This window comes from Marinobacter xiaoshiensis (genome assembly GCF_031631795.1).
Lineage (GTDB): Bacteria > Pseudomonadota > Gammaproteobacteria > Pseudomonadales > Oleiphilaceae > Marinobacter > Marinobacter xiaoshiensis.
The window spans coordinates 129949-145469 of sequence record NZ_JAVMBO010000006.1 but is presented as its reverse complement, the minus strand read 5'-3'; the positions used below and the strand labels follow the sequence as shown (position 1 = coordinate 145469).

17 protein-coding genes and 2 pseudogenes are annotated in these 15521 nt (G+C 53.3%); 12 read left to right on the top strand and 7 right to left on the bottom strand.

From position 1 onward, the window contains the following. Positions 1 to 82: 82 nt before the first annotated feature. From tnpA to RKA07_RS03830, 4 genes and pseudogenes are all read left to right on the top strand, one after another. Positions 83 to 448, top strand: coding sequence for an IS66-like element accessory protein TnpA (tnpA, locus tag RKA07_RS03845; protein ID WP_200371919.1), 366 nt, complete (start codon positions 83 to 85; stop codon positions 446 to 448). After that, on the top strand, positions 445 to 780 hold the full coding sequence (gene tnpB, locus RKA07_RS03840) for an IS66 family insertion sequence element accessory protein TnpB (RefSeq protein WP_200371918.1): 336 nt from the start codon (positions 445 to 447) through the stop codon (positions 778 to 780). The genes tnpA and tnpB overlap by 4 nt, the downstream gene beginning before the upstream one ends. 75 nt (positions 781 to 855) lie before the next feature. After that, a complete protein-coding gene (tnpC, locus tag RKA07_RS03835; protein WP_200371917.1) occupies positions 856 to 2397 on the top strand; it encodes an IS66 family transposase in 1542 nt (513 codons plus the stop codon). A 31-nt stretch (positions 2398 to 2428) separates the two neighbouring features. Further along, a pseudogene (locus RKA07_RS03830) lies at positions 2429 to 2551 on the top strand (DUF4174 domain-containing protein); the annotation flags it as partial. A gap of 20 nt (positions 2552 to 2571) precedes the next feature. Here the strand turns inward: RKA07_RS03830 and RKA07_RS03825 are convergent. Beyond that, positions 2572 to 2895: a thioredoxin family protein gene (locus RKA07_RS03825; RefSeq protein WP_310965621.1), complete on the bottom strand. Its 324-nt coding sequence runs from the start codon at positions 2893 to 2895 to the stop codon at positions 2572 to 2574. Between the two features lie 289 nt (positions 2896 to 3184). Here RKA07_RS03825 and RKA07_RS03820 point away from each other — a divergent pair, with 289 nt between their 5' ends. Beyond that, the gene (locus RKA07_RS03820) at positions 3185 to 3853 is read left to right on the top strand and encodes a DUF1294 domain-containing protein (protein WP_310965620.1); all 669 of its coding nucleotides are present in this window, start codon (positions 3185 to 3187) and stop codon (positions 3851 to 3853) included. 2 nt (positions 3854 to 3855) lie between these two features. Here RKA07_RS03820 and RKA07_RS03815 read toward each other — a convergent pair whose 3' ends face one another. From RKA07_RS03815 to RKA07_RS03805, 3 genes are all read right to left on the bottom strand, one after another. Beyond that, on the bottom strand, positions 3856 to 4623 hold the full coding sequence (locus tag RKA07_RS03815; protein WP_310965619.1) for an SDR family oxidoreductase: 768 nt from the start codon (positions 4621 to 4623) through the stop codon (positions 3856 to 3858). Positions 4624 to 4689: 66 nt separating this feature from the next. Continuing rightward, the gene (gene ltaE / locus RKA07_RS03810; protein ID WP_310965618.1) at positions 4690 to 5700 is read right to left on the bottom strand and encodes a low-specificity L-threonine aldolase; all 1011 of its coding nucleotides are present in this window, start codon (positions 5698 to 5700) and stop codon (positions 4690 to 4692) included. A gap of 13 nt (positions 5701 to 5713) precedes the next feature. Beyond that, complete coding sequence (locus RKA07_RS03805; protein ID WP_200368938.1) at positions 5714 to 6166, bottom strand: META domain-containing protein; 453 nt, start codon at positions 6164 to 6166, stop codon at positions 5714 to 5716. Between the two features lie 200 nt (positions 6167 to 6366). On the opposite strand from RKA07_RS03805, the gene RKA07_RS03800 reads away from it, so the two are divergent. The 5 genes from RKA07_RS03800 (at position 6367) to radD (ending at position 12711) form a co-directional block, all read left to right on the top strand. After that, a complete protein-coding gene (locus RKA07_RS03800) occupies positions 6367 to 8532 on the top strand; it encodes an EAL domain-containing protein (RefSeq protein WP_310965617.1) in 2166 nt (721 codons plus the stop codon). Positions 8533 to 8594: 62 nt separating this feature from the next. Further along, positions 8595 to 9074: an FKBP-type peptidyl-prolyl cis-trans isomerase gene (locus tag RKA07_RS03795; protein WP_200205079.1), complete on the top strand. Its 480-nt coding sequence runs from the start codon at positions 8595 to 8597 to the stop codon at positions 9072 to 9074. Positions 9075 to 9409: 335 nt separating this feature from the next. Then, entirely contained in the window at positions 9410 to 10333 is a 924-nt protein-coding gene (locus tag RKA07_RS03790) for a DUF4124 domain-containing protein (RefSeq protein WP_200205078.1), read from the top strand. A 95-nt stretch (positions 10334 to 10428) separates the two neighbouring features. Beyond that, positions 10429 to 10926, top strand: coding sequence for a PaaI family thioesterase (locus RKA07_RS03785; RefSeq protein WP_200368941.1), 498 nt, complete (start codon positions 10429 to 10431; stop codon positions 10924 to 10926). 21 nt (positions 10927 to 10947) lie between these two features. Continuing rightward, on the top strand, positions 10948 to 12711 hold the full coding sequence (radD, locus tag RKA07_RS03780; protein WP_310965616.1) for a DNA repair helicase RadD: 1764 nt from the start codon (positions 10948 to 10950) through the stop codon (positions 12709 to 12711). Positions 12712 to 12728: 17 nt separating this feature from the next. Here the strand turns inward: radD and RKA07_RS03775 are convergent. After that, positions 12729 to 12905, bottom strand: a pseudogene (locus tag RKA07_RS03775) (SDR family oxidoreductase); the annotation flags it as partial. Beyond that, on the bottom strand, positions 12880 to 13023 hold the full coding sequence (locus RKA07_RS03770; protein WP_310965630.1) for a hypothetical protein: 144 nt from the start codon (positions 13021 to 13023) through the stop codon (positions 12880 to 12882). The gene RKA07_RS03770 and the pseudogene RKA07_RS03775, both read right to left, overlap by 26 nt. A 206-nt stretch (positions 13024 to 13229) precedes the next feature. On the opposite strand from RKA07_RS03770, the gene RKA07_RS03765 reads away from it, so the two are divergent. Both RKA07_RS03765 and RKA07_RS03760 read left to right on the top strand, forming a co-directional pair. Beyond that, positions 13230 to 13655, top strand: a complete 426-nt coding sequence (locus RKA07_RS03765; protein ID WP_310965615.1) for a tetratricopeptide repeat protein — start codon at positions 13230 to 13232, stop codon at positions 13653 to 13655. 139 nt (positions 13656 to 13794) lie between these two features. Beyond that, positions 13795 to 14937, top strand: coding sequence for an iron-containing alcohol dehydrogenase (locus RKA07_RS03760; protein WP_200368944.1), 1143 nt, complete (start codon positions 13795 to 13797; stop codon positions 14935 to 14937). On the opposite strand, the gene RKA07_RS03755 is transcribed toward RKA07_RS03760, so the two are convergent. Next, positions 14906 to 15442 carry an NUDIX hydrolase gene (locus RKA07_RS03755; RefSeq protein WP_310965614.1) on the bottom strand — a complete coding sequence of 179 codons (537 nt, stop codon included), beginning with the start codon at positions 15440 to 15442 and terminating at the stop codon, positions 14906 to 14908. The genes RKA07_RS03760 and RKA07_RS03755 overlap by 32 nt on opposite strands. Positions 15443 to 15521: the final 79 nt, after the last annotated feature.

The window sequence follows — 15521 nt, the reverse complement described above, 5'->3', positions numbered from 1 at the left end:
GTAAGCGTCCGGCAAACCCATCTTGAGTGTGATGCCGAAGGCTTCAAGATAGTGTCCACTTATTCTTTAGTGGACACTATCTATGAACAACGTAAGCGTAACCCGCCCTTACCGAAAACGTCGCCGACACGCTCCGGAATTTAAAGCTCGGCTGGTGGCCGAGTGCCACAGACCTGGAGCTTCTGTTTCCCGCATTGCCCTGGATAACGACCTCAACGCCAACCAACTTCGGCGCTGGATCAGAGAGTCGAAGCAAGACGATGGAAGCCAAGCCCCAGCCTTTCTACCGGTTCGTTTTCCAGCGACGGCCGTGCATACCACGAAACCTGCCGATAAGGATCGCACCATCCGCATCGAGATTCCGCGAGCCGGCGGCCCGGTTGTGGTGGAATGGCCCGCCGATCAAGGTCAGCAATGCGCGGCGTTTCTGCGCGAACTGTTGCCATGATCCGCATTGACGAGATCTGGCTGGCCACCGAGCCCTTGGATATGCGGGCTGGGCCAGACACCGCGTTGGCGCGTGTCGTCCAGGTGTTCGGCTCAGCCAGGCCCCATTGTGCGTACCTGTTCGCCAACAAACGGGGCAACCGAATGAAAGTGTTGATCCACGACGGTCTTGGTATATGGCTCTGTGCCCGTCGATTGAATCGCGGCAAGTTCCACTGGGGCGAAACCTGGCGTGGCAAGCAACTGTTATTAACAGACGAACAATTGGCTGCGCTGGTTCAAGGGTTGCCGTGGCAACGCCTCGGTGCCGCCGGTGTGATCTCGATTCTGTAACCACAAGCCGGTTACCCAGACCATCATCAGAATGGCGAATCGTCACAGTGGCCGTGACTTGGGATACTGTTCTGCATGTCACAACGTCCCGACCTTAATCAACTCTCCGCCGATCAACTCCGTGCCCTAGTCACGGATCTGTTCGATCGCGTAGAAAATAAGGATCGAGCACTCGTACACCGCGATGCAGTCATCGAGAAACTGACCCACGAAGTGGCCATCCTTAAACGCCACAAGTTCGCCCGTCGCAGCGAACAACTGGATGCGGTTCAAGGCCGCTTGCTGGATGAGCTGATCGACAGCGACATTGCTGCCATCGAGGCTGAACTGGCACAACTCACAGCCGCCGAAACACCGCCCAAGCCAAAAATACAACCCAAGCGGGCTCCACTGCCACCGGAGTTGCCCCGCACCCTGATCCATCACGAACCCGAGAACACTCAGTGTCGCTGCGGCTGCCAGCTCAAGCGCATAGGCGAAGACGTCAGTGAAAAGCTGGATTACGTGCCGGGCGAGTTCACAGTGGAGCGCCACATCCGCGGCAAATGGGCCTGTGAGCAGTGCGAAACCCTGACCCAGGCACCGGTGCCTCCGCAGGTTATCAATAAAGGCATTCCCACCGCCGGATTACTGGCTCAGGTGCTGGTGGCCAAGTACTCGGATCATTTACCACTATACCGTCAAGAACGTATCTTCGGTCGTGCTGGCCTCGCTATCCCGCGCTCAACTCTGGCGGAATGGGTAGGCGCTTGCGGTGTGCAGCTGCAACCGCTGGTGAATGCTCTTAGAAATGCACTACTGGAACACGGCGTTCTGCACGCCGATGAAACACCGGTCAGCATGCTGGCTCCGGGCAAGAAAAAAACCCACAAAGCCTATGTCTGGGCCTATTGCACCACACCGTTCTCCAATCTGAAGGCCGTTGTTTACGACTTCGCCCCAACCCGGGCGGGTGAGCACGCTCGAACCTTCCTGGAAGGCTGGCAAGGCAAACTGGTCTGCGACGATTACTCGGGCTACAAGGCGGGCTTCGGCAACGGCATCACCGAAATCGGTTGTATGGCCCATGCCCGTCGCAAGTTCTACGACCTACACCAAGCTAACCAGAGCCAAATAGCGGCACAGGCTCTGGAATACATCGGTCAGCTGTATCAGATCGAGCGAGAAGCCAAAGACCTGCCGCCGGATAAGCGACAGCAAATCAGAAATGAAAAGGCCAGACCAATAGCCGATGCCCTGCATCAATGGATGTTGGCGCACCGACAGAAAGTGCCGGATGGCTCCGGCACGGCCAGAGCCTTGGACTACAGTCTCAAACGCTGGACAGCGCTGACGCGCTATCTGGACGATGGCGCAGTGCCCATCGACAACAACTGGATGGAAAACCAGATACGCCCGTGGGCATTGGGTCGGAGTAACTGGTTGTTCGCAGGTTCATTGCGAAGTGGTCAACGCGCTGCTGCGGTGATGACGTTAATCCAGTCCGCAAAGCTCAATGGGCATGATCCGTATGCCTATTTGAAAGATGTTCTGACGAAACTGCCGACGCAGAAAAACAACGCCATTGATGAACTGCTACCGCACAACTGGAGGCCGGTGAGCATTAGCAAGGTGTGATGGGCGGACGCTTACGGTCCGCTCTGAAGATCGGGTGCTGCTTATCGGGAAAGACGGCGGTATCAAAAGCCGCGAGCCCAGTCTCGATCTTGACGCTATTTTCCGCCGAACTGACTCTATGCCAATGCGAATTCGTGAGATGCGCACAGATTGAGCTAACTGCCAGCACCGGCCTTAGTGAATTTTTTGCAGTGCATCTTCAATGTCACTGCTGTCGTCTGGGCGGACGACCCGCGCTATTTCTCCACCCTCCTTCAAAAAAATCAGTGTTGGCCAGAGCTTAACGCCAAACGTGCGCCCTAGTCTGCGGCCTTTGCCATCCTCAACCTTCACATGCAGAACGTTTGGGTGATTGTCCATTGCCGCCTTGATATCCGCCTGAGCACTCTGGCAGATCCCGCACCAGTTGGTACCGAATTCGATCACCATTGGGCCTGTGCTCTGGTCCAGTTCATCCCGGCTCAGGGTTTCGGGTGTATATTGGCTGGTGTACGACATGGTGTCTCCTTGCTGTGCTAACCATCTGGAAAATAAATCTGTCCCGGTTTTCTCTATTCCTTGAGCCGGACAAGTAACCGGCCATCCTTAACCTGAGTATAATCCACCCCCGCTGCAAAGGACTGACAGAATCCCGGATTGCCGCCGGGTGTTCCCGGCCCTCGACAATTTCAAATGCTAGGGCAAATGGTGGGTAATCCACATTGGCGGCAACAATTTACGGCTGATTGCTTTCATTGAGCGATCTGTGTCCCGCCAGTTCTGATCAGCCATTGAAGGGAGAAGTGAATTGAACCAAAAAGGATTACTCACCGCCTGGAACGACACCAAGGGTTTTGGCTTCATTACTCCTGAGGGCGGTGGTGAGCGGGTCTTTGCTCATATCAGCACATATGCTGGCCGGGGGCGGCCAGTTTCAGATCGTAAGGTAGCCTATACCATTGCGAAGGATAGTCAGGGCCGGCCGAGAGCAGGGCGGTTTCAGTATGCGGGAGCAGCAAAGGTTGGCGCGAGCATTGCTCGGGGAGTCTGGGTGGCCGCTGCTGTTGTGCTGGTGTTCTTCACCATTCTGGCGGGTTTGTTCCACCGAGGTAATTTGCCGGTCTCTATCCTGGCTGCCTATGGCGGGGTGAGCCTGGTGTTGTTTGTGATGTACTGGATCGATAAGCGCGCGGCGCAGCGGGGTGGGCAGCGTACGGCTGAGAACACGCTGCACTTCTTTGAGCTTTGCTGTGGCTGGCCCGGAGCGCTTATGGCTCAGCAGGTTTTTCGGCACAAAACACGAAAGGGGAGCTATCAAGTCGTTTTCTGGCTGGCGGTTCTCGCTAATCTGGGCGCTCTGGGCTGGCTGCTCGTCGCGCCGGAAGCAGCCACTTTGCGGCAGCAATTAGACTTTGATTTGTTGAATTCTTTGCGCTTACCTGACCCGATTTTCACGGTCTTTGGAAAACCGGGATAGACCTAGTCCTCGTAAATCATCTTGCGGGTCATGCCGCCGTCGATCACAAAGTTCTGGCCAGTCACAAAGCCGGCGTCCGGCGAGACCAGGTAGGCCACCATCGCCGCCACGTCCTCGGGTTTGCCGACACGCCCACTGGGGTGTTGCCCGTGATCAGAGGCAGACAGAGGCTGTGGTTCAGAGGGCGCGTGAGCCTGCCAGGCACTGACATCTATCCAGCCCGGGCTGATGCTGTTGGCCCGCACATCGGGCCCCAAGCTTATAGCCAGAGCGTGGGTCATCGCGATCAGGCCGCCCTTGCTTGCCGCATACGCCTCGCTATCGGGCTCAGATTGCAAGGCGCGGGTAGAGGCCATGTTGACGATGCTGCCCTGGCTTTCGCGCAGGTGCGGTACCGAGTGCTTAACCATTAAAAAGGCGCCGGTCAGGTTGACGTCGATTCGCCGTTGCCACTGATCCAGTTCAAGCAGCTCTATAGGGCCAGTGTCTGGATCTGCGAGCCCCGCATTATTGACCAGGGCGTCCAGCCCCTTGCCCCACCTTGCGGCCTGCTCTATGGCCGAGGCTACCTCGGGCTCGCGGGATACATCCATTGTGATCAGTAGCAGGTTGTCCGGATCGCCGAAATCCTGTCTGCATGCGCTGATGGCTTCTGCATTCTGGTCGCAGATCACCACTCGCCACCTCTTGTCCAGAAAATGGGCAGCAATACCCTTACCGATGCCCTGAGCACCGCCTGTTATGAGTATGACCGGGGGATGCTGTGCCATTTGTGCTGGCTCCTTTTGATCTGAAAATGGGGCCTGTCTGGGAGAATAGCGGGGCAGACCTGTTTCTCACGACTGATAGAACCGCTGGATAGCATCCAGCAACCGGTCGACATCTTGGCGGTTCACATCCAGGTGCGTCACGAAGCGAATGGGGTTACCTGCGGTGATCAGGATGTTCTGTTCAACCAGGTAGTCACGCAGTTGCGCAGCTCTGTCGGACCGGCAGCGGGCGTAGACGATATTGGTCTGGGTGCTTGCGGGGTTGATTTCCAGCTGCGGGATTCCGGCCAGTCCGGCGCTGAGGTATTCGGCGTTTTCGTGATCTTCAAACAGCCGCTGTGGTCCTTGTTCCAGAGCAATTCGACCGGCAGCGGCCAGAACGCCGGCTTGGCGCATGCCACCACCCACCATTTTACGCAGCCGTGTTGCCCGCTCGATAAAGGCTTTTGATCCCAGCAGCAACGAACCAACAGGCGCGCCCAGACCTTTTGAGAGGCAGACACTGACCGAATCATAGTGTTGGGTTATCTCGGTGACATCACAGTTGGATTTCACCGCTGCATTGAACACCCGGGCGCCGTCCAGGTGCAGCAATAAATTGTGGTCGTCGCAAAAGGCGCGAGCCTGGCGCTGGTAATCCAGTGACAACACTTTGCCACCAATGGTGTTTTCCAGTGAGAGCAGGCGGGTAGAAGCGAAATGGATGTCGTCGGCCTTGATGGCGGCCCTGGCTTTTTCGAGGTTGATGCTGCCGTCGGGCTCGTTCTCGATGGGTTGCGGTTGAACGCTGCCAAGCACAGAGGCGCCACCGCCTTCGTAACGGTAATTATGTGCCGACTGGCCGCAAAGGTACTCATCGCCCCGGCCACAATGGCTCATGATCGCGAGCAGATTGGCCTGGGTGCCGGTGGCGGTAAACAGTGCTGATTCGAAGCCCAGCCGTTCGGCGGCATAGGCCTGTAAGCTGTTAACGGTTGGGTCGTCACCATAAACGTCGTCGCCCACCTCGGCGCTCGCCATGGCTTCGCGCATTTCAGAGGTAGGGCGGGTAACGGTATCGCTACGGAAATCGATCATGAGGGCGCCTTTGCTACGGCTTGGGTGACGACGGGAAAGCGCGGATAGTTTTTCCTTCTGGCGTGCTCAATAGCAATTCGCCGTGATCGCCAAAGCGCGCTTGGTTCACATTCATCAGCAGCTTCAAGAAAGATTCTTCCTGATTCATCAGCGCCGGTGCACAGGCCATTCGGGTCGATGCCATGTTGTCGCCAACAGTCAATGTGGATCCATTGAGTTGGTATTCGCCGCTGTAACGATTGCAGGATGAACTGCCGCCCACCCGATTGTCTTCCATGAATATAATGCTGACACGGGAGCTGTCGATAATGCCGTTGCCGCCAATGTCCTCAACAATCCACTCGCCGCCACGGACCAGATTGTCCGTTGTCACATCACTATCGGCGGCCTCTGGTGTATTTGCGCAGGCACTTAGAATAATTGCGGAGCTGACGGCACTAGCGGCTAGAAAATTTTTTAATTTCATTAGATTGCCCTGTATTTGGATGTGCTTGATGACACCATATTATCCTGCTGGCCAAGCTTATGGTGAATTCTTGCCAAACCGTCATAAGCGGCCTTGTTTCAGACCCTTCTTGTGAATACGTTCAGGCGCACAGTATATCGCTAGACACTTTGTTTTTTTGACACCCCATAACCACTGCGCTAATTTCAAGATTCTATTAAATGGGCAGCAATTACATGGGCGATTCTCCTCAATCACAGCTGGAAGCTGAAAGAGAAAAGAACAGATTGCTGTCTGACATTGTTAACGCGATTCCAGAGCCTATCCTGGCCAAAGATTGGGATGGCAACTTTGTTTTTGTAAACAGTTATGTAGCCAAGCTGTATGGCACCACTCCAGAAGAAATGATTGGTAAAGAGGACTCTTTTTTTACCGGTAACAAGGAGCAGGGCAAGTTTTTCAAAGAGAATGTCCAGAGCGTTATGCGGCGCTTTGAGCCTGAAACTGTTTATGAAGACTCTACTGACAGCAATACCGGCGAAATCCGCCATTTCCAGTCTCTGAAAATCCCTTTCAAAAACAGCAATGGTGAGCTGAACATTGCTGTTATTGCGCAAGACATCACCGAAATAACCGAATTAAAAAACCTGGCTGAGTTTAACTCCAAGCGGCTGGAGCATGTATTAGCGGTCTCCCGGGAAGGAATGTGGGACTGGAACACGAAAACCAACGAGGTGTTGTTCAGCGAAGGCTGGGAAAAAATAACAGGTGTTCATCGTTCAAAAGCTTCATTTTCAGACTTCATGGCCCGTGTAGTTGAAGAAGATAAACAACGCGTTGCTGACGCGCTTCAGGCGCTGTTAGAGAATAACATCCCTTACGATATCGAGTTTCGATTCAAGCGCCCCGATGGCGAGGTGATATGGCTCTGGGACCGCGGAAGCATTGTAGAGTGTGATGAAGACGGTAAGCCTTTACTGCTGGTTGGCATTATTCAGGATGTTACCCAACAAAAGATAGATCAAGCCAAAATAGAATCACTGGCATTTTATGACCCGCTTACCAAGCTTCCAAACCGTGCACTTTTGAGTGACAGGTTGGGCTTGGCACTTGATCGCTGCAAGCGCTCCGGAAAATGTGGGGCAGTATTTTTTGTAGATCTGGATAACTTTAAAAATCTGAATGACACCTATGGGCACCAGGCGGGGGATGATTTGCTGGTGGTGCTGGGGGCCAGGCTTAACGCCTTGGTGCGTGGCGATGATACGGTTGCCAGGTTTGGCGGTGATGAATTTGTGATTGTTCTGAATGATCTGGACACCGATCCGCGTAAGGCAGCGATCAAAGCAAAACTCATTGCCCAGGATATTCGATCTTCTATTGGTAAAAACGTCAGCATCAAACTGAATAATAACCGCCCCGCAATTGAATACTCAGTTACAGCAAGTATCGGGATCACCATTTTTGAGCCAGATCTGAGGCAGGCTTCCGAGCTGCTGCAGTTAGCTGATCTGGCTCTGTACCAGGCCAAGAGCAGTGGTCGTGATGACTATGCAGTGTTTGATCCGGTCATACAGGGCGAAATTGAAAAGACTGTGCGCTTGGAAAAAGAGTTGCGGCACTCGTTGATTCAGGGTGATTTTGTTTTGCACTATCAGCCTCAGTTCGACGTAGACCAACATCTGGTAGCTGCTGAGGCTCTGATTCGTTGGGTTCATCCCGAACGCGGGTTGCTCGGCCCGATAGAGTTTATCTCTGTCGTTGAAGGCTCGAACCTGATTACACCGATGGGTGAATGGGTGCTGACAGAAGCATGCAGGCAGCTAAAGGAATGGGAATCCGATTCACGATATCAACATTTGCGCGTATCTATTAACACCAGCGCCAAGCAGGTCTGGTCTGGGGATTTCGTATCGAATGTGAAAAGGATTGTTTCAGATTCCGGTATTGATCGCTCCAAGCTGAGGTTGGAAATTACCGAGACGGTTTTGCTGGGTGACACCAGCGACGTCATCGGAAAGCTCAATGAGTTGGTAGACTTCGGATTGTCGTTCTCGCTGGATGATTTTGGGACCGGCTATTCATCTCCGAGTTACCTCAAGCACCTGCCCATCAGCGAACTGAAGGTTGACCACTCTTTCACACGAGGCTTGCTTGATGATGAGATGGATCTGGTTATGGTTAAATCCATCATCGGTTTAGGCCAGAATTTTGGTATTAGTGTTGTGGCTGAGGGTGTAGAAAAAGAAGCTCATCTGGATGTGCTCAAAGGATTGGGCTGTGACCTCTTTCAAGGATACTATTTCAGTCATCCTGTCCCGGTTTCAGAGTTCGTTGCTCTTGTTGATGGTAAGCCCTGGACCCATAGCATCGACTGGTCGCAGTAGTTGCTGGAGTCGGTGCTTATGCTGGTTATAATGGCGTACTTTTAACCATTGCAGAGAACCCTATGCCAATTGAAAAGAACCAGGTGGTCTTGTTTCACTACAGTGTTAGTGATGAGCAGGGCAATATTGTAGAAAGCTCCCGTGACGGTCAGCCAAACGCCTACCTGCATGGCCACGGTGGAATTATCCAAGGCTTGGAAGAGGCTTTGGAAGGCCGCGAGGCTGGCGATACCTTCAGCGTTACCATCCCTCCTGAAAAAGCCTATGGGCCGCGTAAGGCCGATGCCATTCAGCGGGTACCGGTCAAGCATTTGATCGGAGCCAAGCGCTGGAAAAAGGGCATGGTTGCCCAGGTGCAAACCGAGCAGGGCCGGCGCCATGTGGTTGTCGCCAAGGTCGGCCTCAAGTTTGCCGATGTGGACACAAACCATCCGATGGCGGGTAAAACCCTTACCTTTGATATCGAAATCATCGAGGTACGCGCTGCTGATCCGGAAGAGTTAGCGCACGGCCACGCCCATGGCCCCGGCGGCCATCACTGACGGGTTCGGCCAGTCGCTTTGCCTGGAGCGGGAAATGATTAAGCCTAGCTGTTACAGCTGCCGGAAGAGGTTTGAGCCAGCTGCGCTCAGGGTTTCATACTCGAAAAACTACTGCGAGAGTTGCGGCGTGGGCCTTTTTGGTGGGGATTACTTCACGTTTACCGAAAAACCTGCCCCAACTACCCGGAAAAGTATGGAAGTGCATACTATCGTGCTTCTTTTGGTGGTTGCAGGTTTGTGCGCGTGGTTTTGGGGGCGCTGAATCTGTCCCGTTTTTTTAGATTTTCAGTCTCACCAGTCGGTAACGTGTAGTGTTTAAAAGGTTAAGGCAAGCCGTGTATCCAGTCTTCGTGTTTTTCCTCTTTGTACTTGTTGCGAGCCCCGGTTATGCACAAATCTATAAATGGGTGGATGAAAACGGGAAGGTTCATTTCAGCGATCGAAAAGACCACCGCATTGAGCAGGAAGAGGTTAGGGTTAAGCCTGGCGTGTCGAAATGGTCGCGCTTTGATATCGACATTAAGACCGTAAATGTTGAACTGACTGACGAGGAGAATCAGCAGATTGTTGATGGTGTAAACAATGTTTACGAGTTTTTTGATCGAGTTATGTCCTTTGATATGTACAGGACAGTGCCAGTCAATATCCTGATTTTCAAAGGTAAGGCTGAATACCAGAACTACCTGATTCAAAACAACAGGGGCAACTCGATTGCCTCGTATGGCCTGTATATACCCTCTGAACACCAGATTGTAGTCTATATACGGGAAGACAGGATTTTCACCTTCAAGACCATCAAACACGAGGTGAGTCATGCGGTTGTCGACACCATCATTCCCTATGCGCCAGCCTGGTTAAATGAGGGGCTCGCTGAGCAGATGGAAATGCTGGAGAGGGATGGCTCAGGTTTGTATTTTGAGCGTCACCCGGAAAACCAGTGGGTTGTTGCCCGAGCCCGTGAACAGGGCCGCCTGGCAGATATTGAGCAGTTTTTGAAACTGCCCAGCGACAAGTGGCGGCATTCAGATGCGTCTGGAAGCGGCAGTCTCAGGGCTCAGTCGGGCCAGTTTGTCTACTTCCTGCTCTCGACACCTACCAGGCGTAACTTTGTAGTGCGGCTGATGCACAACTTCAACAGGGGGGATCGCACCCTTTCCTACTACCTTGTGGATGACAATTACCTCGGTGGTGTAAACATGCTGAGTTCGGATTGGAACCGTTGGTTGTTTGACCAGGGTGAATGGAATATCAGGCTTTAGTCTTCTGCTGTTATTGCTGAGTTTTAGGCATTATTCGGGTCTGGTTGCGGCTTTTTGCCGCTTTAGCTCGTAGTTTTTTGAAGGAGTCTTTGATTATGAGCAGTATTCCTACTGCCTTACAGGATATGGCGGCCCCGGACGGGGTTTGCTACGGCTGCGGGAGTGCCCACCCTGACGGCCTCAAGCTTAAGAGCTATTGGCACGAGGATGGCGTTCACGTGGTGTGCACGCACACGCCGGACCCGAAATTCAACGGTTGGCCGGAACTTGTTTATGGTGGTTTTCTGGCCATGCTTGTGGACTGTCATTCCAACTGGACGGCTATGGCCCATCACTATCGTGCCGAGGGCCGTGAACCGGGCAGCCTGCCCCGCGTTGATTGCGTTACTGGCAAACTCGGTCTTACCTTTATCAAACCAACGCCAATGGGCGTGGAGTTAACCCTCAAAGCGAGAGTGGAGGGCGAGGTAGGTCGCAAGAGCCGAGTGATTTGTGAGATCTGGGCAGGTGACACTCTTACGGTGAGTGCGGATTCGATTTTTGTTCGGGTAGACTCTGAACAGTTGCAATCTCAGGCTCACGGTCGCGCTTAAAGATATTGGGGGCAGGTTAAAATGAATGCTCCTTTTCAGCTGCGGCCGTACCAGCAGGAAGCCGTTGATGCCACCTTGAGGCATTTTCGGAAGTCTGATGAATCTGCCGTTATTGTGCTGCCAACCGGTGCGGGTAAAAGCCTGGTTATCGCCGAGTTGGCCCGCCTTGCCCGACGTAGAATTCTGGTTTTGACTCATGTGAAAGAGCTTGTTGAGCAGAATCACGCCAAATACCAGAGTTACGGGTTAACGGGCGGTATTTTCTCTGCCGGGCTCAAGCGCAAGGAAAACTTGCACCAGGTCACCTTCGCCAGTGTGCAGTCCGTATCGGCCAACCTGGATCAGTTCAGAAATGAATACTCACTGATCATCATCGATGAGTGCCATCGGGTTAGCGATGATGACAGCAGTCAATATCAAACAATTATCGACCTGCTACGACAACAGAACACGTCCCTTAAAGTACTTGGGCTGACCGCCACACCCTATCGCTTGGCCATGGGCTGGATCTATCGCTATCACTACCGGGGCTTTGTTCGCAGTGAGCAGGATAAGCCTTTTGTGCATTGCATCTACGAACTGCCGTTGAGCTATATGATTAACCGTGGGTATCTCACCAAACCCCAGTTGGTTGATGCGGCGGTAACCCAATACGATTTCTCCACCTTGTCTCAGAACCGCTTCGGCGAGTACGCGGAGAAAGACGTTAATCAACTGTTGAGCAAACATCAGCGCGTAACCCGCGCCATTATCGAGCAGGTAATGGAGCTGGCTGCTGAGCGCAAGGCAGTGATGATCTTTGCGGCAACGGTGGATCATGCAAAGGAAATCACCGGCTATCTCCCGGAGCAGCAAACGGCTTTGATTACAGGCGCTACCGATCAGGATGAACGGGATTCCCTGATTCAGCGCTTCAAGCAGCAGCAGTTAAAGTATCTGGTGAATGTCTCCGTTCTCACCACCGGCTTTGATGCGCCCCATGTGGACTTTATTGCCATTCTTCGTCCTACCCAGTCGGTGAGTTTGTATCAGCAGATTGTGGGGCGCGGTCTTCGTCTGGACGAGGGTAAGCAGAATTGCCTGGTGATAGATTACGCCGGTAATAATATGAATCTCCATCACCCGGAAGTGGGGGAGAAGAAACCGAATCCCGATAGCGAGCCAGTGCAGGTATTCTGCCCTGGCTGCGGGTTTGCCAATGTTTTCTGGGGTAAAACAGACAGTGACGGCCATGTGATCGAGCACTACGGCCGCCGTTGTCAGGGGTTGCTGGAGCCAGCAGAAGAGGATGAGCCTGGAGTGCCGAACGGACGCCCGGAACAGTGCGATTACCGTTTCCGTTTCAAGGAATGCCCACACTGCAACGCCGAAAATGATATTGCGGCTCGCAATTGTCACCACTGCAAAGAAGCCATTATCGACCCGGACGATCAGCTAAAAGATGCCCTGAAACTGAAAGATGCCATGGTGATTCGTTGCGCTGGAATCACCATGAGTGGCGCGGGCACCAAACTGAAAATCACCTATCACAGCGAAGACGGGGAAGAGCTTAGCGAGTCGTTTGATTTCAGCAAGCCGGCGCAACGTAGCGTCTTTAACAGGCTGTTTGGCCGGCGTTTAGCGAATGGCCAAGCTCCACGCGAGTTTGGCAGGATTGATGAGGTGCTTGAGATGCAGGCTTTGATGCCTGCACCGGATTTCGTTATTGCCCGCAAACAGAAGCACTTCTGGCAGGTGCAGGAGCGAATCTTTGATTATCAGGGGGGCTATCGTAAGGCGTACTAGGCGCAGAACCCAGGGGCCTATTCCTCATAAATCATCTTGCGGGTCATTCCGCCGTCGATCACGAAGTTCTGGCCTGTCACAAAGCCGGCTTCGGGCGAGATAAGGTAAGCCACCATGGCTGCTACGTCGTCGGGTGTGCCGATGCGGCCGCTGGGGTGCTGATTATGGTCAGAGGCCGATAGGGGCTGTGTCCGGATCCGCGATTCCCGCATTACTGACCATTGCGTGCCCACCCCATTTCACGGCTTCGGCCTCTGCATCCCGGTCCAACACTACAACGCGCCAGCCCTTGTTCAGGAAGTAGGCGGCGATGCCCTTGCCAATGCCTTGGGCACCGCCGGTTACGAGGATGACCGGGAGTTGCTGTGTCTTGTTTCCTTGCGATCAGAAATTGGAACTACTGTTGGTGATATCGGCAGACGCTGTTTGGGGTATCCTCTTTGAGCTATGCTGCGGCCCGGCGCGCTGATCGCCCCGCAGATTCTTCGACATAAAACGGGCTGAAAAGGTGATGAGTAATGATTAATACCAAGATATACAAGTCCGTCCATAGCTTGGCTGAAAAGCTGATGGAAGCCGACAAAAACGATGATAAAGCTACTTTTGATTCGCTCTATGCAGAACTGAAATCTGTATGCACCGATAACGAAAATACCGATAAAGACCACCCGGAACAATGGGGAACGCTTGCCGACTTTACAGAAGACTTGGAAGAAGCTTTGGCAGGCTACGACAAGGCCATGGAAAAAGCCGTGGCAATCAAGGCAAAAGATCATATGTCGTCGATCGCATTTTCCATGGCCACCTTGCAAATTGAATTGGGCCAAACGGATGCCGCTATCAAAAACCTTCAGGAGGCAAAAGTTAACGCGAATAAAATTGACGATAAGGAACTTAAAGCAGACATAGATAATCTGCTTGAAACGCTCCGGGTTGACGAATAACTAAAGTAGACCCGATTTGATCATGCCGAATGAGTGGTGCATTGAACCGAAAATCGCACATTCCCGAATGATAAAGGAAAAGGTACGCTGAGGTTCTACTAAACAGGCCTCCCTTTTTATCTTCAGGACGATATTTTTTATGTTAGGTACATTTAGCCTGGTAACCCCAACCGAGATTCTGTTTGGGCGTGGTTTCATCGACCAGTTGAACGACAGGGCAGCAAAGCTTGGTTCGCGAGCATTGATTGTGCATGGCAAAAACCCGGGCAGGCTCTCGGTGGTGTTTAAGTCACTCACGTCTATCGATATCGTCCAGACGCTGACCATTGAAAAAGAGCCTGATTTGAACACTCTTACGGCCGCCATTGACCAAGGTAAATCACTGGGGGTTGATCTGGTGCTGGGGATTGGTGGTGGTTCGGTCATGGATTCAGCAAAGGTGCTTGCGGCCATGCTGCCAAGCCACACGGATCTGTTAAGCCATCTGGAGGTGGTGGGAAGCGGGCTGCCTTTATCCGCCAGGCGCCTGCCGTTGATACTTGTGCCAACCACCTCGGGCACCGGCGCAGAGGTAACTCGAAATGCGGTTATCGACGTGGTCGAGGCCCAGCGTAAGGTGAGCCTGAGGGATAACCAGTTGCTCCCGGATCTTGCGCTGGTAGACCCGGCGCTCACCGATAATTGCCCCAAACAAGTTAGCCTTTACTCAGGTTTGGATGCGGTCACCCAGGTTATTGAGCCCTACCTTTCATCACGATCAAATCTGTTCACCGATATGTTGTGCAAAGAGGCGATTCCGAAGGGGCTTCTTGCTTTGAAGCAACTGATGGAAGGGGAGTCCAAAGGCGCTCGTGATGCTTTGGCTCAGGTAAGTCTCTTTGGTGGGCTCGCTCTTGCGAACTCCGGGTTGGGAGTTGTGCATGGCATTGCTGGCCCGCTAGGCAGTTTGTGCGGTGCACCCCACGGAGCCATCTGCGGTGCTCTATTGCCTGCGGGCATTGCAGCGAACCGCGATAACGTAGTCGAGGCTGGTCATAAAGCTCGTGTCGATGACGTAATTCGCTGGATTGCTGAAGTGTTTGAGGTATCGGAAGGTCAGGCTCTGCAGTATTTTCGTGAGTGGATTGCTCAGAATGGCTTGCCGGGACTGGCGTCTATTGGTGTGACGGAAGAGCACATACTCTCAGCGACACAAGCTGCCGTCGGAGCCTCGTCCATGAAGGCCAATCCTGTTGTGCTACCAACAGAAATCATAGAAAACGTGATGCGTCAGTCGCTTTAGGAGCAAACCGCCCAGGCTCAAAATCCAGCTTCAGCAACTCCTGAAGCATGCTGTAGCTAAGGCCCCAGATACAGTAATCCTGATACCGACAGCAGGGCATTTTTACGGTGCCAAGCGGGGTGCGCCAAGGGAGTTTGCTTTGATTTTCTTTGGCGGCGAGGTATTTGAGGGATATCCACACCATCTGTGCCACTTCGTGATTAGGCAGCTCGGTTTGCGGTCCTTGCCACTCGTAAACATAGGGGGTGACTACCATTGGTCTCCAACGGCTGTGCTGGCGGGTAATCAGGTCGGACAGTCTGAACTGAAAGCGCCCGTGATTGGTCAGGTCGACGCCGGTTTCTTCCAGGGTTTCCCGTTCGGCTGCCGCCCGTGGTGATGGGTCCGCCGGTTCCATCCGGCCTCCGGGAAAGGCCATATCGCCAGACCAGGGATCTCCTTTCCGGCGGGCCCGCTGGATGAACAGTAGCTCCGTTTCACCGTCTTCAGTGTGCCGGTAAATCAAAGCAACGGACGCTCGCGCCAGCCGACGACGGAAAGGGATCTTTTGGGGGCGGAGGGTCAGCGACCGGTTCCACAACGCC